General features: G+C 73.5%; 19 protein-coding genes. 11 read left to right on the top strand and 8 right to left on the bottom strand.

Annotated features, from left to right (window positions below; genetic code table 11):
- Window positions 1-3: 3 nt before the first annotated feature.
- Together AB0D45_RS17085 and npdG are read right to left on the bottom strand one after the other, a co-directional pair.
- Complete coding sequence (locus AB0D45_RS17085) at window positions 4-183, bottom strand: hypothetical protein (RefSeq protein WP_361607302.1); 180 nt, start codon at window positions 181-183, stop codon at window positions 4-6.
- A 101-nt stretch (window positions 184-284) separates the two neighbouring features.
- Entirely contained in the window at window positions 285-989 is a 705-nt protein-coding gene (gene npdG, locus AB0D45_RS17080; RefSeq protein WP_362459538.1) for an NADPH-dependent F420 reductase, read from the bottom strand.
- An 83-nt stretch (window positions 990-1,072) separates the two neighbouring features.
- On the opposite strand from npdG, the gene AB0D45_RS17075 reads away from it, so the two are divergent.
- Window positions 1,073-1,678: a hypothetical protein gene (locus AB0D45_RS17075; protein WP_362459535.1), complete on the top strand. Its 606-nt coding sequence runs from the start codon at window positions 1,073-1,075 to the stop codon at window positions 1,676-1,678.
- Window positions 1,679-1,785: 107 nt separating this feature from the next.
- Here the strand turns inward: AB0D45_RS17075 and AB0D45_RS17070 are convergent, their stop codons facing one another.
- Complete coding sequence (locus AB0D45_RS17070; RefSeq protein ID WP_361607311.1) at window positions 1,786-2,028, bottom strand: hypothetical protein; 243 nt, start codon at window positions 2,026-2,028, stop codon at window positions 1,786-1,788.
- A 108-nt stretch (window positions 2,029-2,136) separates the two neighbouring features.
- On the opposite strand from AB0D45_RS17070, the gene map reads away from it, so the two are divergent.
- Complete coding sequence (gene map, locus AB0D45_RS17065; RefSeq protein ID WP_361607314.1) at window positions 2,137-2,994, top strand: type I methionyl aminopeptidase; 858 nt, start codon at window positions 2,137-2,139, stop codon at window positions 2,992-2,994.
- Between the two features lie 145 nt (window positions 2,995-3,139).
- On the top strand, window positions 3,140-3,787 hold the full coding sequence (locus AB0D45_RS17060) for a biliverdin-producing heme oxygenase (protein WP_362459531.1): 648 nt from the start codon (window positions 3,140-3,142) through the stop codon (window positions 3,785-3,787).
- A 91-nt stretch (window positions 3,788-3,878) separates the two neighbouring features.
- Here AB0D45_RS17060 and AB0D45_RS17055 read toward each other — a convergent pair whose 3' ends face one another.
- A complete protein-coding gene (locus AB0D45_RS17055) occupies window positions 3,879-4,529 on the bottom strand; it encodes a PhzF family phenazine biosynthesis protein (RefSeq protein ID WP_362459528.1) in 651 nt (216 codons plus the stop codon).
- A gap of 301 nt (window positions 4,530-4,830) precedes the next feature.
- Here AB0D45_RS17055 and efeO point away from each other — a divergent pair, with 301 nt between their 5' ends.
- The 3 genes from efeO to efeU are packed head-to-tail and all read left to right on the top strand — an operon-like array spanning window position 4,831 to window position 8,171.
- Window positions 4,831-5,982: an iron uptake system protein EfeO gene (gene efeO / locus AB0D45_RS17050; protein WP_361607323.1), complete on the top strand. Its 1,152-nt coding sequence runs from the start codon at window positions 4,831-4,833 to the stop codon at window positions 5,980-5,982.
- A gap of 31 nt (window positions 5,983-6,013) precedes the next feature.
- A complete protein-coding gene (gene efeB / locus AB0D45_RS17045) occupies window positions 6,014-7,276 on the top strand; it encodes an iron uptake transporter deferrochelatase/peroxidase subunit (RefSeq protein ID WP_361607326.1) in 1,263 nt (420 codons plus the stop codon).
- Window positions 7,277-7,298: 22 nt separating this feature from the next.
- On the top strand, window positions 7,299-8,171 hold the full coding sequence (efeU, locus tag AB0D45_RS17040) for an iron uptake transporter permease EfeU (RefSeq protein WP_362459524.1): 873 nt from the start codon (window positions 7,299-7,301) through the stop codon (window positions 8,169-8,171).
- A gap of 72 nt (window positions 8,172-8,243) precedes the next feature.
- Here efeU and AB0D45_RS17035 read toward each other — a convergent pair whose 3' ends face one another.
- Together AB0D45_RS17035 and AB0D45_RS17030 are read right to left on the bottom strand one after the other, a co-directional pair.
- A complete protein-coding gene (locus AB0D45_RS17035; RefSeq protein ID WP_362459521.1) occupies window positions 8,244-9,107 on the bottom strand; it encodes a PhzF family phenazine biosynthesis isomerase in 864 nt (287 codons plus the stop codon).
- Between the two features lie 27 nt (window positions 9,108-9,134).
- Window positions 9,135-9,896, bottom strand: coding sequence for an SDR family oxidoreductase (locus AB0D45_RS17030; protein ID WP_361607335.1), 762 nt, complete (start codon window positions 9,894-9,896; stop codon window positions 9,135-9,137).
- Window positions 9,897-10,004: 108 nt separating this feature from the next.
- Here AB0D45_RS17030 and AB0D45_RS17025 point away from each other — a divergent pair, with 108 nt between their 5' ends.
- Together AB0D45_RS17025 and AB0D45_RS17020 are read left to right on the top strand one after the other, a co-directional pair.
- A complete protein-coding gene (locus AB0D45_RS17025) occupies window positions 10,005-11,405 on the top strand; it encodes a multidrug effflux MFS transporter (RefSeq protein WP_362459518.1) in 1,401 nt (466 codons plus the stop codon).
- A 9-nt stretch (window positions 11,406-11,414) separates the two neighbouring features.
- The gene (locus AB0D45_RS17020) at window positions 11,415-12,422 is read left to right on the top strand and encodes a small ribosomal subunit Rsm22 family protein (RefSeq protein ID WP_362459515.1); all 1,008 of its coding nucleotides are present in this window, start codon (window positions 11,415-11,417) and stop codon (window positions 12,420-12,422) included.
- Between the two features lie 13 nt (window positions 12,423-12,435).
- On the opposite strand, the gene ddaH is transcribed toward AB0D45_RS17020, so the two are convergent.
- Window positions 12,436-13,275 (bottom strand): dimethylargininase, encoded by an 840-nt coding sequence (ddaH, locus tag AB0D45_RS17015; protein ID WP_361609061.1) that lies wholly within the window; start codon window positions 13,273-13,275, stop codon window positions 12,436-12,438.
- Window positions 13,276-13,401: 126 nt separating this feature from the next.
- On the opposite strand from ddaH, the gene AB0D45_RS17010 reads away from it, so the two are divergent.
- Both AB0D45_RS17010 and AB0D45_RS17005 read left to right on the top strand, forming a co-directional pair.
- Window positions 13,402-14,028 carry a TetR/AcrR family transcriptional regulator gene (locus tag AB0D45_RS17010; RefSeq protein ID WP_362459512.1) on the top strand — a complete coding sequence of 209 codons (627 nt, stop codon included), beginning with the start codon at window positions 13,402-13,404 and terminating at the stop codon, window positions 14,026-14,028.
- A 149-nt stretch (window positions 14,029-14,177) separates the two neighbouring features.
- Window positions 14,178-14,927: a bifunctional DNA primase/polymerase gene (locus tag AB0D45_RS17005; protein WP_362459509.1), complete on the top strand. Its 750-nt coding sequence runs from the start codon at window positions 14,178-14,180 to the stop codon at window positions 14,925-14,927.
- 94 nt (window positions 14,928-15,021) lie between these two features.
- Here AB0D45_RS17005 and yaaA read toward each other — a convergent pair whose 3' ends face one another.
- Window positions 15,022-15,822, bottom strand: coding sequence for a peroxide stress protein YaaA (gene yaaA / locus AB0D45_RS17000; RefSeq protein WP_362459506.1), 801 nt, complete (start codon window positions 15,820-15,822; stop codon window positions 15,022-15,024).
- Between the two features lie 116 nt (window positions 15,823-15,938).
- On the opposite strand from yaaA, the gene AB0D45_RS16995 reads away from it, so the two are divergent.
- A complete protein-coding gene (locus AB0D45_RS16995) occupies window positions 15,939-17,381 on the top strand; it encodes an RNB domain-containing ribonuclease (RefSeq protein ID WP_362459504.1) in 1,443 nt (480 codons plus the stop codon).
- Window positions 17,382-17,561: the final 180 nt, after the last annotated feature.

Below are 17,561 nucleotides of genomic sequence, written 5' to 3'. Positions count from 1 at the left end.
GCCTCAGGCCGCGCGCTGCTTCTCGGCCTTGGCCTTGCGGACGTAGAACCAGGCCATGTTGGACGTGACGCCCGCCAGCAGCACCCACACGATCCCGAGGAAGCTGCCCTCCACGAAGGCGACCACGGCCGCGGCCACGGCGAGGACGCAGACGACAAGGGCGAAGACGGCAAGGCGGGGCATCCGGAACAGCTCCTCGGAAACACGGGTCGGGGTCGAGCCCCTCCAGTGTCCCCCATCCCGCCCGGGCCCCGCTGCCGGAGCGGGGCCGCGGGCGTGGGGGATCACACGTCCGTGAGGCGGACGCCCGCGTGGGCCTTGTAGCGGCGGTTGGTCGAGATGAGGTTCGCGACCATCGCCTCGACCTGGTGGGCGTTGCGCAGGCGGCCCGCGAAGACGCCGCGCATGCCGGGGATGCGGGCCGCGAGGGCCTGGACGACGTCGGTGTCGGCGCGGGACTCGCCGAGGACCATCACGTCGGTGTCGATCTCCTCGACCGAGGTGTCCTGGAGGAGGACGGCGGAGAGGTGGTGGAAGGCGGCGGTGACCCTGGAGTCGGGCAGGAGCGCGGCGGCCTGCTGTGCGGCGCTGCCCTCCTCGACCTGGAGGGCGTAGGCCCCCTGCTTGTCGAAGCCGAGGGGGTTCACGCAGTCCACGACGAGCTTGCCCGCGAGGTCCTCGCGCAGCGCTTCGAGGGTCTTGGCGTGGCCCTCCCACGGCACCGCGATGATCACGATGTCGCTGCGGCGGGCACAGTCGGCGTTGTCGGCGCCTTCGACGCCGAGGCCGAGCTCTTCGGCGGCGCTCCGCGCGCGGTCGGCGGCGCGGGAGCCGATGATCACCTTCTGGCCGGCGCGGGCCAGCCGGTAGGCGAGGCCGCGGCCCTGGTCGCCGGTGCCGCCGAGGACGCCGACGACGAGGCCGGAAACGTCCGGGAGGTCCCAGGGGTCCTTGGCCGGCGGCTTCTGCGTGCTGTCTGAGGAAGTCATGGGGGCGAGGGTACTGCCGGGTAGCCGGGACGAGGAGGGCCGTGTCGGGCCGGGCGGGCGCCGCGATGGTGCAGGATGCCGCCATGGATGCCGTGAGGGTGGCGCTGCTGCGCGAGGTGCTCGCCGGAACCCAGTGGCCGGGCGAGGCCCGGCGCTTCGCGGGATCGCTGCGCCGGTCGGTGGTGCCGTCCGGCGGCAGCCTGCTGCTGGTGGGCACGGAGCAGTACGAGCCCTGGCACCTGGCGGCGCACCTGGTGGACGAGGCCGCCTGGTCGGGTCTGCCGGAGCTGGCGCCGACGCTGGTACGCCATCACGTGCGGCCGGGTGAGCCGCCGCATCTGTCGGTGGGGCTGGGCCGGCTGGAGGCGGCCCGGCGCGGGCACACGCTGCTGGTGGTGGCTCCGGAGCGGCCCGGCGAGGGGCTGCTGGAGCGGGTGTGCGACGCCCGGCGCGCGGGGGCGACCGTACTGTCCCTGGACGGCGGGGACCCGGACCTCGGCACCCTCGCGCACGACGCCCTGTCGGTGCCGGCCGCGGCCGGCGAGCTGGACCTGGACACCGTGCAGCACCTGGTCAGCGCGGCGGCCGGGGAGAACGGCCTGCCGGCGCAGCGGGGGCGGCGGCGGCTGCGCGACCGGCTGGCCCGGCTGGCCGACCAGCTGACCGCCCCACCGCCCACCCGCTGGTAGCCGACCGCTGCACCGCCCGGCGCGGGCCGCCGCGGGGGTGGCGTCACGTGCCCGCCCGGCGCGGGCCGCCGCCGGGTGGCGTCACGCCGCCCGTCCCGCGCGGGCCGTCACGGGGTGGCGCCGCCGCCGTCCTCCTCCTCGCGGGTCTTGTCGTTCCACTTGGGGTCGTTCTGCCATTCGAGGTTGCGCTCCTCGGCCGTCGCCATGGCGTGGGAGGCCTCCTCCGGGGTCGCGTAGGGGCCGAAGCGGTCCTTGGCGGGGCACTCGGGGCCTTCCTCGACCTTGTGGTGGACGAGGCAGTAGAACCACTCGCCCGGCTTTCCCACCTGGCGCTTCTTGAACAGGGCCATCGCCTTCGGGCTCCTCTCGCCGCCGGCTCGCGGTACCGCCGCTCGATACCGTTCGATACCGCTTCTCGTCGCCATGCTGCCCCATGACCGCTGGATACACTCGCTTGCATGTCTGGCCAGTCGCTGCTCGTACCAGGCGAGCTCTCTCCCGTCCGTTCCGTCCCCGGAAACATCCGCCGGCCCGAGTACGTGGGCAAGCCCGCGCCCTCTCCCTACACCGGCCCGGAGGTGCAGTCCGCCGAGACCATCGAGGCCATGCGCATCGCCGGCCGGATCGCCGCCCAGGCGATGGAGGAGGCGGCGAAGCACATCGCGCCCGGGGTGACCACCGACGAGCTGGACCGGGTCGCGCACGAGTACATGTGCGACCACGGCGCCTACCCCTCGACGCTCGGCTACCGGGGGTTCCCGAAGTCCCTGTGCTCCTCGCTCAACGAGGTCATCTGCCACGGGATCCCCGACTCGACCGTCCTGCGGGACGGCGACATCGTGAACCTCGACGTGACCGCGTACATCGGCGGCGTGCACGGCGACAACAACGCCACCTACCTGTGCGGCGAGGTGGACGAGGAGTCGCGGCTGCTGGTGGAGCGCACCCGGGAGGCCCTGAACCGCGCGATCAAGGCGGTCAAGCCGGGCCGCCAGATCAACGTCATCGGCCGGGTCATCGAGTCGTACGCGAAGCGGTTCGGGTACGGAGTGGTGCGGGACTTCACCGGGCACGGCATCAACTCGTCCTTCCACTCGGGCCTGATCATCCCGCACTACGACAGCCCGCACGCCACCACCGTCATCGAGCCCGGCATGACCTTCACCATCGAGCCGATGCTGACGCTGGGCACCCACGAGTACGACATGTGGGAGGACGGCTGGACGGTCGTCACGAAGGACCGCAAGCGCACGGCCCAGTTCGAGCACACCCTCGTGGTGACGGACACCGGTGCGGAGATCCTGACCCTGCCGTAGGAGTTTCGCCAGGAGTTTTTGCCACCGTGGGGGTTTTTGCCGACAGCACGTCGGGAACACATTGACTTAGGTAAACCTAAGCAGGAGGATCGGGCGTGGCGGCACCGCGCCGCCGGGCCCGCTTCCTCTCCTCCGGAGGTCAGTCTTGGACGCCTTCTCCACGGTCATCCGTGTCGCCTCGCACGAGCAGCACACCGAAGCCGAGACCTCCACGTTCATGAGCGACATGCTCGGCGGACGGCTGGGCGTGGACGCGTACGCCCGCTACACCGAGCAGCTCTGGTTCGTGTACTGGGCGCTGGAGGAGGGCGCCGGCTCCCTGCGGGACGACCCGGTGGCGGGTCCCTTCATCCGGCCCGAGCTGATGCGCGTCGCCGAGATCGAACGCGACCTGGCGCACCTGCTCGGCCCCGGCTGGCGGGAGGCGGTCGCCGCGCTGCCGGCGACGCGGGCGTACGCGGACCGGGTCGCCGAGTGCGCGGCCTCCTGGCCGGGCGGGTACGTCGCCCACCACTACACGCGCTACCTGGGCGACCTCTCCGGCGGCCAGATCATCCGGGACAAGGCGGAGCGCGCCTGGGGCTTCGAGCGCAAGGGCGACGGCGTGCGGTTCTACGTCTTCGCGGACATCGCCAACCCGGCCGCCTTCAAGCGGGGTTACCGGGAGCTGCTGGACGCCATCGCCGCCGACGACCTGGAGAAGCAGCGGATCGTCGACGAGTGCAAGCGGGCCTTCGACTTCAACGGCGCGGTCTTCCGCGAGCTGGGCGAGGAGTTCCGGCTGAGCGCGTAGGCCCCGGCCGGGCGGAGCGGGCGGTGCGGGCGGAGGAGGGCCGGCGGCCGGTGCGGGTGCACCCGGCCGGCCCTCCTTCCGCGCGGTCGCGTCACGAGGCGAAGCGGACCCGTCCGCCGAGCTCGACCGTGCCGTCGGGGTTCGGGGCGGTGAGGAGCTGGGAGCCCGCGCCCTGGGTGATGTTCAGGGCGCGGTTCAGCTGCGCCGTGAGCAGGATCGCCGCCGAGCCGGTGGCCTCGTCCTCGGCGATGACGCCGTCGGGGCGGCGCGGGAAGCCCCGGGCGCGGATCCGGCCCGCGGTCTCGTCCTCCCAGGCCCAGGCGTACAGCCAGCCCTCGCCGGGCGGCGGCGCGGGCAGCGCGTCGACCTCGGCGGGGCTCGGGTACTGCTCGGTGCGCTTGCCGGTGACCCACTCGGGGCGGGCCGTGATCCAGGTGAACTCCCCGTCGTCGCGCGCCCACACGGGACCGGCGGGCGGCTGGAGCTCCTCGATGTCCAGCAGCCAGGCGACCCCGACCAGCGGGTGCCCGGCGAAGGACATGCGCGTGCCGGGGGTGCGGATGTCGACGACCCCGCGCTCGGGGTCGTCGACGAACACCGTCTCGCTGTAGCCCAGCTCGGCGGCGAGGGCCTGCCGGGACGCGTCGTCCGGGCAGGTGCGGCCGTCGCGGACGACTCCGAGCAGGTTGCCGTGCCGGCCGTCACCCGCGCAGAAGACCCTGATCACGTCTAGATCGTTCACGCTGGCATTCAAGCACGGCGTGCGCGACCGGCCGCCGCCCCGCGCTCCGGGCGGACCGCTGCGACCGCGGACCCGTCCGGCGGACGGAAGGCGGGACGGCGTTCGGAAGGCGAACGGGCACTTGACTTCCGCTTGACTCTCGCTTGAGACGGTCATGGAGGGGCCGTGACGGGCTTGTGTCCGGGGCCGGAAGGTGAGAGCTGAATCACTGGACGAGTGGGCATCGGTCAGGTAAGCCTCGGTTAAGTTAGGTCCGCCTCACCGGCCCGTCCCCCAGTCTTCACCCCCGCCAGGAGCCCACATGCGCCCCGCCCGCCTCACCGTCCTCACCGCCGCAGCAGCGGCGGCCGCGCTCACCGCAGTGACCGGATGCGCGGAGAAGAGCGACAAGGGCGGCTCCGGCGCGATCCACGTGAACGCGACCGACAGCGCCTGCGAGGTCTCCCAGACGGAGTTCCCGGCCGGCAAGGTCACCATCGAGGTCGAGAACAAGGGCTCCAAGGTCACCGAGCTGTACGTGCTCTTCCCGGACGACCGGATCGTCGCCGAGCGCGAGAACATCGGCCCCGGCACCAAGGCCACCATCACCGCCGAGATCAAGGCGGGCGACTACGCCTTCGTCTGCAAGCCCGGCATGAAGGGCGACGGCATCCGCACGAAGACCAAGGCGACCGGCAAGGGCGGCACCGAGAAGCGCAGCCCCGAACTGGACGCCGCCGTCGCCGCGTACCGCAAGTACGTCCAGGAGCAGGCCGACGAGACCCTCCCGAAGGCCCGGGCCTTCGCCGACGCCGTCAAGGCCGGCGACCTGGAGGCCGCGAAGAAGGCCTACGCGCCCTCCCGCATCGGCTGGGAGCGCACCGAGCCCGTCGCCGAGTCCTTCGGCGACATCGACCCCAAGGTCGACGTCCGCGAGGACGGCCTGGAGGCCGGCCAGGACCCGGCGAAGGACTGGACCGGCTGGCACCGCCTGGAGAAGTCCCTCTTCCAGGACGGAAAGATCGGCGACGACGAGAAGAAGCTCGCCGACACCCTGATCACCGACCTGACCGAATGGCAGAAGAAGGTCGGCCAGGCGGAGATCACCCCCACCTCCATGGCCAACGGCGCCAAGGAGCTGCTCGACGAGGTCGCCACCGGCAAGGTGACCGGCGAGGAAGAGCGCTACAGCCACACCGACCTGGTCGACTTCAAGGCCAACGTCGAGGGTGCCGAGAAGTCCTACGAGCTCCTCAAGACGGTCACCGCGAAGAACGACCCCGAGCTGGCCAAGCAGCTCGACACCCAGTTCGCCGCGCTGAACACCCTGCTCGACAAGTACCGCGCCGACAAGAACGGCTACGAGTTCACCTCGTACGACAAGGTCGGCGAGGCCGAGCGCAAGGAGCTGTCGGACGGTGTGAGCGCCCTGGGCGAGCCGCTCTCCAAGCTGGCCGCCGCGGTCGTCAAGTAGTCCACAGCCAGGCAGAGGCGGGAGATCCACCATGACCGACCAGGTGTCGGAAGAGACCACGGGCGCCGCGGGCGCGCCCTCGCGCCGCTCCGTACTCGGCTGGGGCGGGGCGGGCCTCGCGGTCGGCGCGGCCGCGGCCGGCGGTGCCGTCGCCGCGTTCGGCAGCGGCTCCGACATCTCCCCGGCGGGCTCCGCCGGGGCGGCCGTGCCCTTCCACGGCGAGCACCAGGCCGGTATCGCCAGCGCCGTCCAGGACCGGCTGCACTTCGCGGCCTTCGACGTGAAGACGAAGAGCCGCGACGAACTGGTCAAGCTCCTCAAGGACTGGACGGCGGCGGCCCGGCTGATGACGGCCGGGCACCCGGTCGGCGACGTGTACGAGGGCGCGCCCGAGGCCCCGCCCACCGACACGGGCGAGGCCCTCGGCCTCAAGCCCTCCCGCCTCACCCTGACCATCGGCTTCGGCCCCGGCCTGTTCGCCAAGGACCGCTTCGGGCTGGAGGGCAAGCGCCCCGAGGCGCTGGTGGACCTGGAGCTCTTCCCCGGCGACAACCTGGACCAGGCCCGCTCCGGCGGCGACCTGTGCGTGCAGGCCTGCGCCGACGACCCGCAGGTCGCGGTGCACGCCATCCGCCAGCTCGCCCGCATCGGCTTCGGCAAGACCGTGGTGCGCTGGTCGCAGCTCGGCTTCGGCAAGACCTCGTCCACGACCCCCGACGAGCAGACCCCGCGCAACATGATGGGCTTCAAGGACGGCACCCGGAACATCTCGGGCACCGACACCGCCGCCCTGGACAAGCACGTGTGGGTCGGCGCCGGCGACGGCAGCGACTGGCTGACCGGCGGCTCGTACCTGGTCGCCCGGCGCATCCGGATGAACATCGAGATCTGGGACCGCACCCCCCTGCAGGAGCAGGAGGACATCTTCGGCCGCGACAAGGGCGAGGGCGCCCCGGTGGGCAAGTCCAAGGAGCGCGACGAGCCGTTCCTGAAGGCGATGAAGCCGGAGGCGCACGTGCGCCTCGCGCACCCCGACAGCAACAACGGGGCGATGATCCTGCGCCGCGGCTACTCCTTCACCGACGGCACCGACGGCCTGGGCCGGCTCGACGCGGGCCTGTTCTTCCTGGCCTACCAGCGCGACGTCCGCAAGGGCTTCATCCCGATCCAGCGGCAGCTGGCGAAGTCGGACGTCCTGAACGAATACATCCAGCACGTGGGTTCGGCCGTCTTCGCCGTCCCGCCGGGCGTCCGCGACAAGGACGACTGGTGGGGCCGGACGCTGTTCGCGTAGTCCCCGCCGGAGAGGAAACGCCGTGTTCGGCAACTATCTGATCGGCCTGCGCGAGGGGCTGGAGGCCAGCCTGGTCGTCTGCATCCTCGTCGCGTACCTGGTCAAGACCGGCAACCGGGCCGCCCTGCGTCCGGTGTGGCTCGGCATCGGGATCGCCTGCGGCATCTCGCTCGCCTTCGGCGCACTGCTCGAGTTCGGCACGCAGGAGCTCACCTTCGAGGCGCAGGAGCTGCTCGGCGGCAGCCTCTCGATCATCTCGGTGGGCCTGGTGACGTGGATGGTCTTCTGGATGAAGCGCACCGCGCGGCACCTGAAGGCCGAGCTGCACGGCAAGCTGGACTCGGCGCTCGCCATGGGCACCGGTGCGCTGGTCGCCACCGCCTTCCTGGCGGTGGGCCGCGAGGGCCTGGAGACGGCGCTGTTCGTGTGGGCGTCGGTGCGGGCGAGCGGCGAGGGCTCCTCGGCCCCGCTGATCGGCGTCCTGCTGGGCATCGCGACCGCCGTCGTCCTGGGCTGGCTGTTCTACCGGGGCGCGCTGAAGATCAACCTGGCGAAGTTCTTCCAGTGGACCGGCGGGATGCTGGTGATCGTGGCCGCGGGCGTCCTCGCGTACGGCGTCCACGACCTCCAGGAGGCCCGCTTCCTGGGCGGCCTGCGCGACCGGGCCTTCGACATCAGCGGGGTGATCGCACCGGACAGCTGGTACGGCGTCCTGCTGAAGGGCGTCTTCAACTTCCAGCCGGACCCGACGGTGCTCCAGCTGACGGTGTGGAGCCTGTACCTGGCGGTGGTCCTGGCCCTCTTCCTGCTCCCGGCCCGCTCCGGCCGCTCCTCGGCCTCCCCGGCCGCGACCGCGGCTCCGGCAGCGTCGGCGAGCGGCCCCGCCCGGGACTGACCCGTACGCACACCCGACGGCCCGGCCGCCTTCCCCCGCGGAAGGCGGCCGGGCCGTTCGCGCGAGCTCCCGTCAGGGGATCCGGACGGCCGCGCCGCCGACCCGTACGCGGGGGTCGGCCGCGTGGAGGGTCACGGTCAGGGTGCCGGGGCGGCCCATGTCCTCGCCCTGGTGGAGGATGAGCTCCGCCTGCTCGGGCACCAGGCCGAGCTCGCGGGCGTACGCGCCGAAGGCGGCCGCGGCGGCTCCCGTGGCGGGGTCCTCCACGACGCCGCCGACCGGGAAGGGGTCGCGTACGTGGAACTCGGCCGGGCCCGACCGGTACACCAGCTGGACGGTGGTCAGGTCCAGGCGCCGCATCAGCGCCTCCAGCCGGGGGAAGTCGTACGCGAGGTCCGCGAGCCGGGCGCGGGTGGCGGCGCCGAGCACCAGGTGGCGGGCTCCGGCGAAGGCGATCCGCGGCGGGAACGCCGGGTCCAGGTCGGCCCGCGGCCAGTCGAGGGCGGCCAGCGCCTCGGCCAGGTCGGCCGCGGCGATCTCCTCGGTGTGGGGGGCGACGCTGGTCAGGGTCGCCCGCAGCCGGCCCTCCTCGGCGGTGACGGTGACCGGGACGGTTCCGGCCGGGGTGGCGAAGAGCAGGTCCCCGGGCCCGATGCGCTCGGCCAGCGCCACGGCGGTGGCGACGGTGGCGTGCCCGCAGAACGGCACCTCCGCCTTCGGGCTGAAGTACCGCACCGTGAACGCGCGGCCGGGCTCGCCCCCGAGCCCCTCCGGCGGGGCGGTCAGAAAGGCCGTCTCGCTGTAGCCGAGCCGGGCCGCGATCCCCAGCATGGCGGCCTCGTCCAGGCCGGCGGCGTCGAGGACGATCCCGGCCGGGTTGCCTCCTTCCGGGTCCTCGGAGAAGGCCGTGTAACGCAGTGTCTCGGTATCGGTCATGCGGCCATGATCCGTCATCGGGTCCGGTCAGCCGCGCCCGATGTACGGCATCGCGGTGGCCATGACCGTCGCGAACTGGACGTTGGCCTCCAGCGGGAGCTCCGCCATGTGCAGCACGGTGCGGGCCACGTCGGCGGCGTCCATCACCGGCTCCACCGCCAGCTGTCCGTTGGCCTGGAGGATGCCGGTCTGCATGCGCTCGGTCATCTCGGTCGCCGCGTTGCCGATGTCGATCTGCCCGCACGCGATCCGGTAGGGGCGCCCGTCCAGGGACAGGGACTTGGTCAGGCCGGTCATGGCGTGCTTGGTCGCGGTGTAGGCGATGGAGTTCGGGCGCGGCACGTGGGCGGAGATGGAGCCGTTGTTGATGATCCGGCCGCCCTGCGGGTCCTGCTCCTTCATCATCCGGAACGCCGCCTGCGCGCACAGGAAGGAGCCGGTCAGGTTGACGTCCACCACCTGGCGCCAGGCCTCGTACGCGATGTCCTCCAGCGGGACGCCCCCGGGGCCGAAGGTGCCGGCGTTGTTGAAGAGCAGGTCGAGGCGCCCGTACCGCTCCCGCACCGCCGCGAACAGCGCGGCCACGTCCTGCGGGTCGCTCACGTCGGCCCGTACGGGCAGCACGTCCGCGCCCGCTCCGGCCGCCGCGGCCGTCTCCTCCAGGGGCTCGGTGCGGCGCCCGGCCACGGCGACCGACCAGCCGGCGCCGGCCAGGGCCAGGGCCACGGAGCGGCCGATCCCGGAACCGGCTCCGGTCACTACGGCGATCTTCTTCACGGGTGCGCTCATGGGGCCGCAGAGTACGTCACAGCGGACATCCGGCCCGGGACGTTCCGACAGCTGAGAGCATGGGTCGGTCAGGGGTGCATAAAGCAGATCAAAAGACTGGAGTTCCGCATGTCGGAGAGTGGCCCTTCGACGGCCTCCTCACCGGGACCGTCGCCCGAGCCGTCGTCCCCGAAGTCCCCCGCCGACCCCGCCACCCGCGCCCCCCTGGCCGCGGCGCGCCGCACCGGGCTGCTGGTCACCTTCGTCCTGGGCGGCCTCACCGCGCTCCCCCCGCTGTCCATGGACATGTACCTGCCGGCCCTGCCGGAGGTCACCGCCGCCCTGAGCAGCCCCGCCGCGACCGTGCAGCTCACCCTCACGTCCTGCCTCGCGGGCATGGCGCTGGGCCAACTGGTCATCGGCCCGATGAGCGACAAGTGGGGACGCCGCAGGCCCCTGCTGACCGGGATGGCCGTCTACGTCCTGGCCACCGCGATCTGCGCCCTCGCCCCGAGCGCCGAGCTGCTCATCGCTTTCCGGCTGCTCCAGGGCCTGGCCGGGGCGGCCGCCATCGTGATCGCGCGGGCCGTCGTCCGCGACCTGTACGAGGGGGTGGAGATGGCCCGCTTCTTCTCCACCCTGATGCTGATATCCGGCACCGCCCCGATCATCGCCCCGCTCATCGGCGGCCAGGTGCTCCGCTTCGCCGACTGGCGCGGGGTCTTCCTCGTCCTCACCGCCGTCGGCCTCGCCCTCACCCTCCTGGTGTGGCGCAGCCTCGGCGAGACGCTGCCGCCCGGACGCCGCCAGACCGGCGGGGTGGGTGCCGCGCTGCGCACCATGCGCGGACTGCTCGGCGACCGGGTCTTCGCCGGCTACACCCTGGCGGGCGGCTTCGCCTTCGCGGTGCTCTTCTCGTACATCTCCGCCTCGCCCTTCGTCGTGCAGGAGATCTACGGTGCCTCCCCGCAGGCCTTCAGCCTGCTGTTCGGCCTGAACTCCGTCGGGCTGATCGCGGTCGGCCAGGTCAACGGCAAGCTGCTGGTGGGCCGCGTCAGCCTGGACAAGGCGCTGGCCGCCGGGCTCGCGGTCATCACCGCCGCCTCCGTCGCGCTGCTGCTCATGTCGGCCGGGGTGTTCGGGGAGGCCGGGCTGGTTCCGGTCGCCGCCGCGCTGTTCGTGCTGATGTCGGCGATGGGCCTGGTGCTGCCCAACACCAACGCGCAGGCCCTGATGCGCACCCCGCACGCCGCCGGGTCGGCGTCCGCGCTGCTGGGCACCTCCTCGTTCCTGGTCGGGGCGGTCGCCTCGCCGCTGGTCGGCATCGCGGGCGAGGACACGGCGGTGCCGATGGCGCTGGTCCAGCTGAGCTGCTCGCTGCTGGCGGTGGCCTGCTTCCTCGGGATGTGCCGGCCCTGGCGCGCACGGGAGGCCATGGCCGCGCCGGGAGCCTCGGCCGCGGCGGAAGCACCGGTGGGCCCGCCCGCGTCGTCCGGACCGCCCGCGTCCGGCGCGCCCGGGGCGCCGTAAACTTCGGAGGTGAACGCCGCCCCCGCCCCCACCACCGCCGACACCCTCCGCAGCGCCCTCGCCGGGCTGCTCGACGGGCTCCCGCCGAAGCAGGCTACGGCCGCCGTCGAGCGCCTGATCTCCAGCTACCGGGGAACCACCCCCACCGACGCTCCCGTGCTGCGCGACCGCTCCGACGTCGCGGCGTACGCGGCGTACCGGATGCCGGCCACCTTTGAAGCCGTACGCTCCGCCCTGGACGGGCTGGCCACGGCCGCCCCCGACTGGGCGCCGGGCTCGCACGTGGACGTGGGCGGCGGGACGGGGGCCGCGACCTGGGCGGTGGACGCCACCTGGGACGGGCCCCGCGAGACGACGGTGCTGGACTGGGCGGAGCCGGCCCTGGCGCTCGGCAAGGAGCTGGCGGGGCGCTCGTCCTCCGGGGTGCTGCGCGCGGCCGAGTGGCGCAGGGCCGTCATCGGCAGCGGGATCAGCCTGCCCGAGGCGGACCTGGTGACGGTGTCGTACGTGCTCGGCGAGCTGACCGCGCAGGCCCGCCTGGCGGTCGTCGCCGAGGCGGCCCGCGCGGGCCGGGCGGTGGTGCTGATCGAGCCGGGCACCCCCGAGGGGTACCTGCGCATCCGCGAGGCCCGCGAGCAGCTGATCGCGGCGGGGATGACGGTGGCGGCGCCCTGCCCGCACGACGGGACCTGCCCCATCGAGGTCGGGCAGGACTGGTGCCACTTCTCGGCACGGGTCAGCCGCTCCTCCCTGCACCGGCAGGTCAAGGGCGGGTCGCTGCCGTACGAGGACGAGAAGTTCAGCTACGTCGCGGCGACCCGCTTCCCCGTCGCACCGGTCCCCTCCCGGATCACGCGCAGGCCGCAGATCCGGAAGGGGCTCGTCCTGCTGGACCTGTGCGGTCCGCGGGAGGCGGGCCTGTCCCGGGCCACCGTCACCAAGCGCCACGGCGACCTCTACAAGGCGGCCCGGGACGTCGAGTGGGGCGAGCAGTGGCCGCCCGCCGACCCCCGCTGAGCCCTGTGTCCCCCTAGGGCCGCAGCTCCTGGGTGCAGCACTTCACGCTGCCGCCGCCCTTGAGCAGTTCGCCCAGGTCCATCGGCACCGGCTCGAACCCCCGGTCGCGCAGCGGCGCCAGCAGCCCCGTCGCGGCCTGCGGGAGCAGCACGTGCCGCCCGTCGGAGACCGAGTTCAGGCCGAAGGCCGCCGCGTCGGCCGCCTCCACCAGCAGGGCGTCCGGGAACAGCCTGCGCAGGACGGCCTGGCTGCCGTGGGAGAACGCCGGCGGGTGGTACATGATCTCGTCGCCGTCGAGGACGCAGAGGGCCGTGTCCAGGTGGTAGTAGCGCGGGTCCACCAGGTCGAGGCCGATGACGGGGCGGCCGAAGAACTCCTGCGCCTCGTCGTGGGAGAGCGGGCTGGAGCGGAAGCCGCGGCCGGCCAGGATGTAGGTGGCCGTGACCGCGAAGTCGCCCTCGCCCTCGTTGACGTGGGAGGGCTCGTGGACGTCCGCGAAGCCGTGCGCGCGGAACCAGTCGAGGTGGATCTCCGCCTCCGCCGCGCGTTCGGGATAGGCGAAGCGGGCGCCGAGCACCCGGCCGTCCACGACGAGGGCCCCGTTCGCGGCGAAGACCATGTCGGGCAGGCCGGGATCGGGGTCGAGGGTCTCGACGGTGTGGCCGAGGGAGAGGTAGCGGTCCCTCAGGTCTTCCCACTGAGCGAGTGCGAGGGGCAGGTCCACCGGTTTCGCGGGGTCCATCCACGGGTTGATGGAGTACGTGACCTTGAAGTGTGCGGGTGGGCACATCAGGTAGCGCCGGGGTGTGGCGTCTCTGCGCAAAGAAGGCTCCTCACGACTGACTGCGGACACGTGGTGTGGTGCGTGTGCCGAGAGAATCGTCCCCCCTCCGAGGGGACCGCGCAGTGAACTGATCGGGTGGTTTACCACAACGGCTGAAAGACGATACGTCTCGGACCGGCTTGGTACGTTGGACCGGTGAACAAGTCCCCCGACGCCACCCGCCGCAGCGACCGCTCCCGGCGGGCCATCCTCGACGCCGCGCTCGCACTGGTCGGCGAGGTCGGCTACAACAAGCTGACCATCGAGGCCATCGCGGCCCGCGCGGGAGTCGGCAAGCAGACCATCTACCGCTGGTGGCCCTCGAAGGCCGCCGTGCTGCTGGACGCCTCACTGGCGCTGGCCGGGGAGGCGGGCACGGACGGCGGCTGGAGCGGCTTCCCGGACACCGGGGACCTCGCGGCGGACCTGAAGGCCGTCCTGCGCGCCACGGCCGACGAGTTCGGCGACGCCCGGTACGAGGCGCCCGCGCGCGCCCTGACCGCCGCCGGGGCGGCCGACCCGGAGCTGGGGGCCCGCTTCACCGAGAAGCTGCTGGAACCCCAGCTCGCGCTGTACGAGACGCGGTTGCGCGCCGCCCAGCAGGCCGGTCAGCTCCCGGCGGACACCGACCTACGACTGGTGGTGGAGATGCTGGTGGGCCCGCTGACGTACCGGTGGCTCATGCGGACCGCGCCGCTGACGCACGCGTACGCGGACGCGCTGGTGGACGCGGTGCTGGGCGGCGTGGGATACGTCACCGCGGGGCGGCCGGCGGGCCGGTGACAGCAGCATGGCCGGGAACCATATGGCCGGATGATGCGGTTATGTGGGGAACTCGGTCGAGGAGTCCGATCGGGGGGTGCGGTCACCCGGTGCTCCCGATGGTGGGACCATGGAACGGTCTGCCGGGGCAACGGTGAGGTAGGGGATAGATGGGGTCTGGATCCGGCCGCGTCAAACGCGGCGAGCAGAGCAGGATCGCGCAGTGGCTGCGCCGCCGCTCGAAACCCGCCCCGGAGGACCCCGGCAAGGAGCGCGAAGCCCTCCTGGTCGCCGTCGCCGCCGCGGGCCTGCCGGTCGCCCCGGCCGCCCACCCCGCCGGCTACCGGTGTTCGTGCGACCGCATCGGCTGTCCCACCCCCGCCCGGCACCCGGTCTCCTTCGCCTGGCAGACCCAGTCGACCACCGACCGCGCGCAGATCGAGCGCTGGGCCCGCACCCAGCCCCAGGCCAACTTCATCACCGCGACCGGCATGGTGCACGACGTCCTGGACGTCCCCCTGGAGGCCGGCCGCAGCGCGCTGGAGCGCCTGCTGGCCGCCGGCATCGAGGTCGGCCCCGTCGCCGAGTCCGGCGGGACGGGCGACCAGGCCCGGATGCTCTTCTTCACGGCGACCCGCGGGACGCCGGAGGACGAGGACGAGTGGTGGCCCTGCGAACTGGACTGCCACCCCGAGACGATGGACGAACACCCCGGCCTGCGCTGGCACTGCCGCGGCAGCTACGTCCTGCTCCCCCCGGCGGCCCTCCCGGGCGACCACGCGGTGAGCTGGCTGCGCGACGTGCGCCACCCGCTGCCGGACCCGCTGACGCTCCTGGAGACCCTCACGGACGCCTGCGCCCAGTACGCGGGTGCGGCGGACCAGACCCCGGCGGCAGTGGCCTGGCCCCTGGGCCGGTAACCGCCCCGCCTCCGTGACGCGCCGCCCGTCGCAGCGGCGCCACGCCGGGGAGGCCCCCCCGGGGCCGAGCGGCGCGTCACGAAGGAGAAGGGGCTCAGTGGATGTGGGAGACCACCACGTCCAAGGACCACGCCTTGGCCGGCTTCGCCGGCGCCTCGGCCTCCACCACGTACCCCAGGTCCCGCAGCGCCGTCACCAGCTCCGCCGGCGACGCCGGCACGGCGCCGGTCAGCAGCAGGTCGCGTACCAGGCGGCCCTTGGTGGCCTTGTTGAAGTGGCTCACCACCGACCGCTTCTCCACGCCGTCCACGATCTGCGCGTGCAGCACCCGCACCGTCGCCGTCCGCCCCGCGAGCTCGCCCTTCGGCTTCCACGCGGACGCGTAGGCCGCCGAGCGCAGGTCGAGCACCAGCCCGTCCCCCGCCGCCCCGGGCATCACCTCCGCCATCGGCGTACGCCAGTAAGCGCCCAGCGCACCCAGCCCGGGCAGTTTGACGCCCATCGAGCACCGGTAGGAGGGGATCCGGTCCGTCACCCGCACCGCGCCCCACAGCCCCGAGAACACCAGCAGCGTCCGCTCGGCCAGCTCCCGCGCGGGCGCCGGCAGCCCCGCCAGGTCGAGGGCGTCGTAGAGCACCCCGGTGTAGACCTCCCCGGCCGGGCGGGCGGGCGCCGACCGCAGTGCGGCGTTCTTCGCGACCTCCCCGCGCAGGCCCTCGCTGAGCCCGAGCACCTCGCGCGCCTTCAGCTCGTCCCCCGCGCACAGCTCGACGAGCTCCTCCAGTACGGCCGCCCGCGCGCCGGCCAGCCCCGGCAGCGACAGGGACGCCGGATCGAGCGGTGCGCCGGAGCCGCCGGCGGCCTTTCCCTCGGAGGGCGGCAGCAGCACGAGCACGGTGGTTCTCCTTCATACGACGCGGCGCAGGGGGTGCGGCCCCCGAGCCAGGGTAGACGGCCCGCCCCCGGGTCCGGGCCCGCGCGGATCCGCCGGGCAGGGCCTAGGCTCGGTCCATGCCACGCCGTCACATGCACATGGCCGGAGCGGACGGGGCGGTCCTGCGCGCCGCGCTGGGCGACCTGCGGATCCGCCTCGGCGTGCCCGCGGCCTTCCCGGCCGAGGTCCTCGCCGAGGCCGGGCGGGCGGCCGCCGCTCCCCGGATGCCGTCCGAGGACATGACCGGCCTCCCCTTCTTCACCGTCGACCCGCCGTCCTCCGTGGACCTCGACCAGGCCCTGCACCTGGTGAAACGATCCACCGGCGGCTACCGCGTCCACTACGCCATCGCCGACGTCGCCGCCTTCGTCGACCCCGGCGGCGCACTCGACGCCGAAGCCCACCGCCGGGTGACCACCCTCTACTTCCCCGACGGGAAGGTCCCGCTGCATCCGCCGGTGCTCTCCGAGGGCGCGGCCAGCCTGCTGCCCGAGCGGACCCGTCCGGCCCTCGTGTGGCGGCTGGACCTGGACGCCGAGGGCCGGGTCGAGACCACCGACGTCCGCCGGGCCCTGGTGCGCAGCCGGGCCAGGCTCGACTACGCCGGCGTCCAGAAGGCCGTCGACACGGGCACCGCCGAGCCCTCCGTGGCCCTGCTGAAGGAGATCGGAATCCTGCGCGAGGCCCTGGAGGCGGAGCGCGGCGGCATCTCCCTGAACGTGCCCGAGCAGGAGGTCGTCGCGCGGGACGGCTCGTACAGCCTGGCCTACCGGGTCCCCCTCCCGGCGGACGGCTGGAACGCCCAGATCTCCCTGATGACCGGCATGGCGGCGGCCGACCTGATGCTCGCCGCCGGCACCGGCATCCTGCGCACCCTGCCCGCCGCCCCCGACGGCGCGGTCGGGCGGCTGCGGCGCGCGGCGAAGGCCCTGCGGATCGAGTGGCCGCACCACGTCCCGTACGCGGCGCTCGTACGCTCCCTGGACCCGCGCGTCCCCGCGCACGCCGCGTTCCTCCAGGAGTGCACCACCCTGCTGCGCGGCGCCGGGTACACGGCGTTCACCGGCGGCCGGACCCCGGACCCGGCCCTGCACGCGGCGGTGGCGGCCCCGTACGCGCACTGCACCGCCCCGCTGCGGCGGCTCGTCGACCGCTACGCCGGCGAGCTGTGCCTGGCGGCGGTGGCGGGGGCGGAGCCGCCGGCGTGGGCGGCCGAGGCGCTGGAGGCGCTGCCGCAGGAGATGGCGCAGGGCAGCCGGCTGGCCAACGCGGTCGAGCGGGAATGCGTGGACCTGGTGGAGGCGGCCCTGCTCAAGGACCGCGTCGGGGAGACCTTCGAGGCGACGGTCATCGACGTCAAGGAACACGAACCGCTGGTCGGGACCGTCCACCTGGAGGACCCCGCGGTGGTGGGCCGGGTCGAGTCCGGGCACGCCGGCCTGCCGCTCGGCGACCGCATCCGGGTGCGCCTCACCCACGCCGACCCGGGCACGGCGAAGGTCCTCTTCGCCCCGGTGTAGGCCAGGTGCGGCGCCGGCGCGGCGGGCGCGGCGCGGCGCGGCGTTGCGCGGGAGCGCGAACGGGGGCCGGCGGGGTGCTCCGGGCGGTGCGTCCGGGTATGGCCTGCGCCGCGGGGGGTCTGCCATCATCTGCGCACCCGGCGGTGTCCCCCGCCGCGCGAGCGCCTCGGGAGGGAGCGG

The sequence above is a fragment of the Streptomyces sp. NPDC048352 genome (assembly GCF_040651895.1).
In the GTDB taxonomy this organism is placed as follows: Bacteria; Actinomycetota; Actinomycetes; order Streptomycetales; family Streptomycetaceae; genus Streptomyces.
The sequence above is the reverse complement of the archived record's forward strand: the minus strand, read 5'-3'. Positions and strand labels throughout refer to the sequence as shown.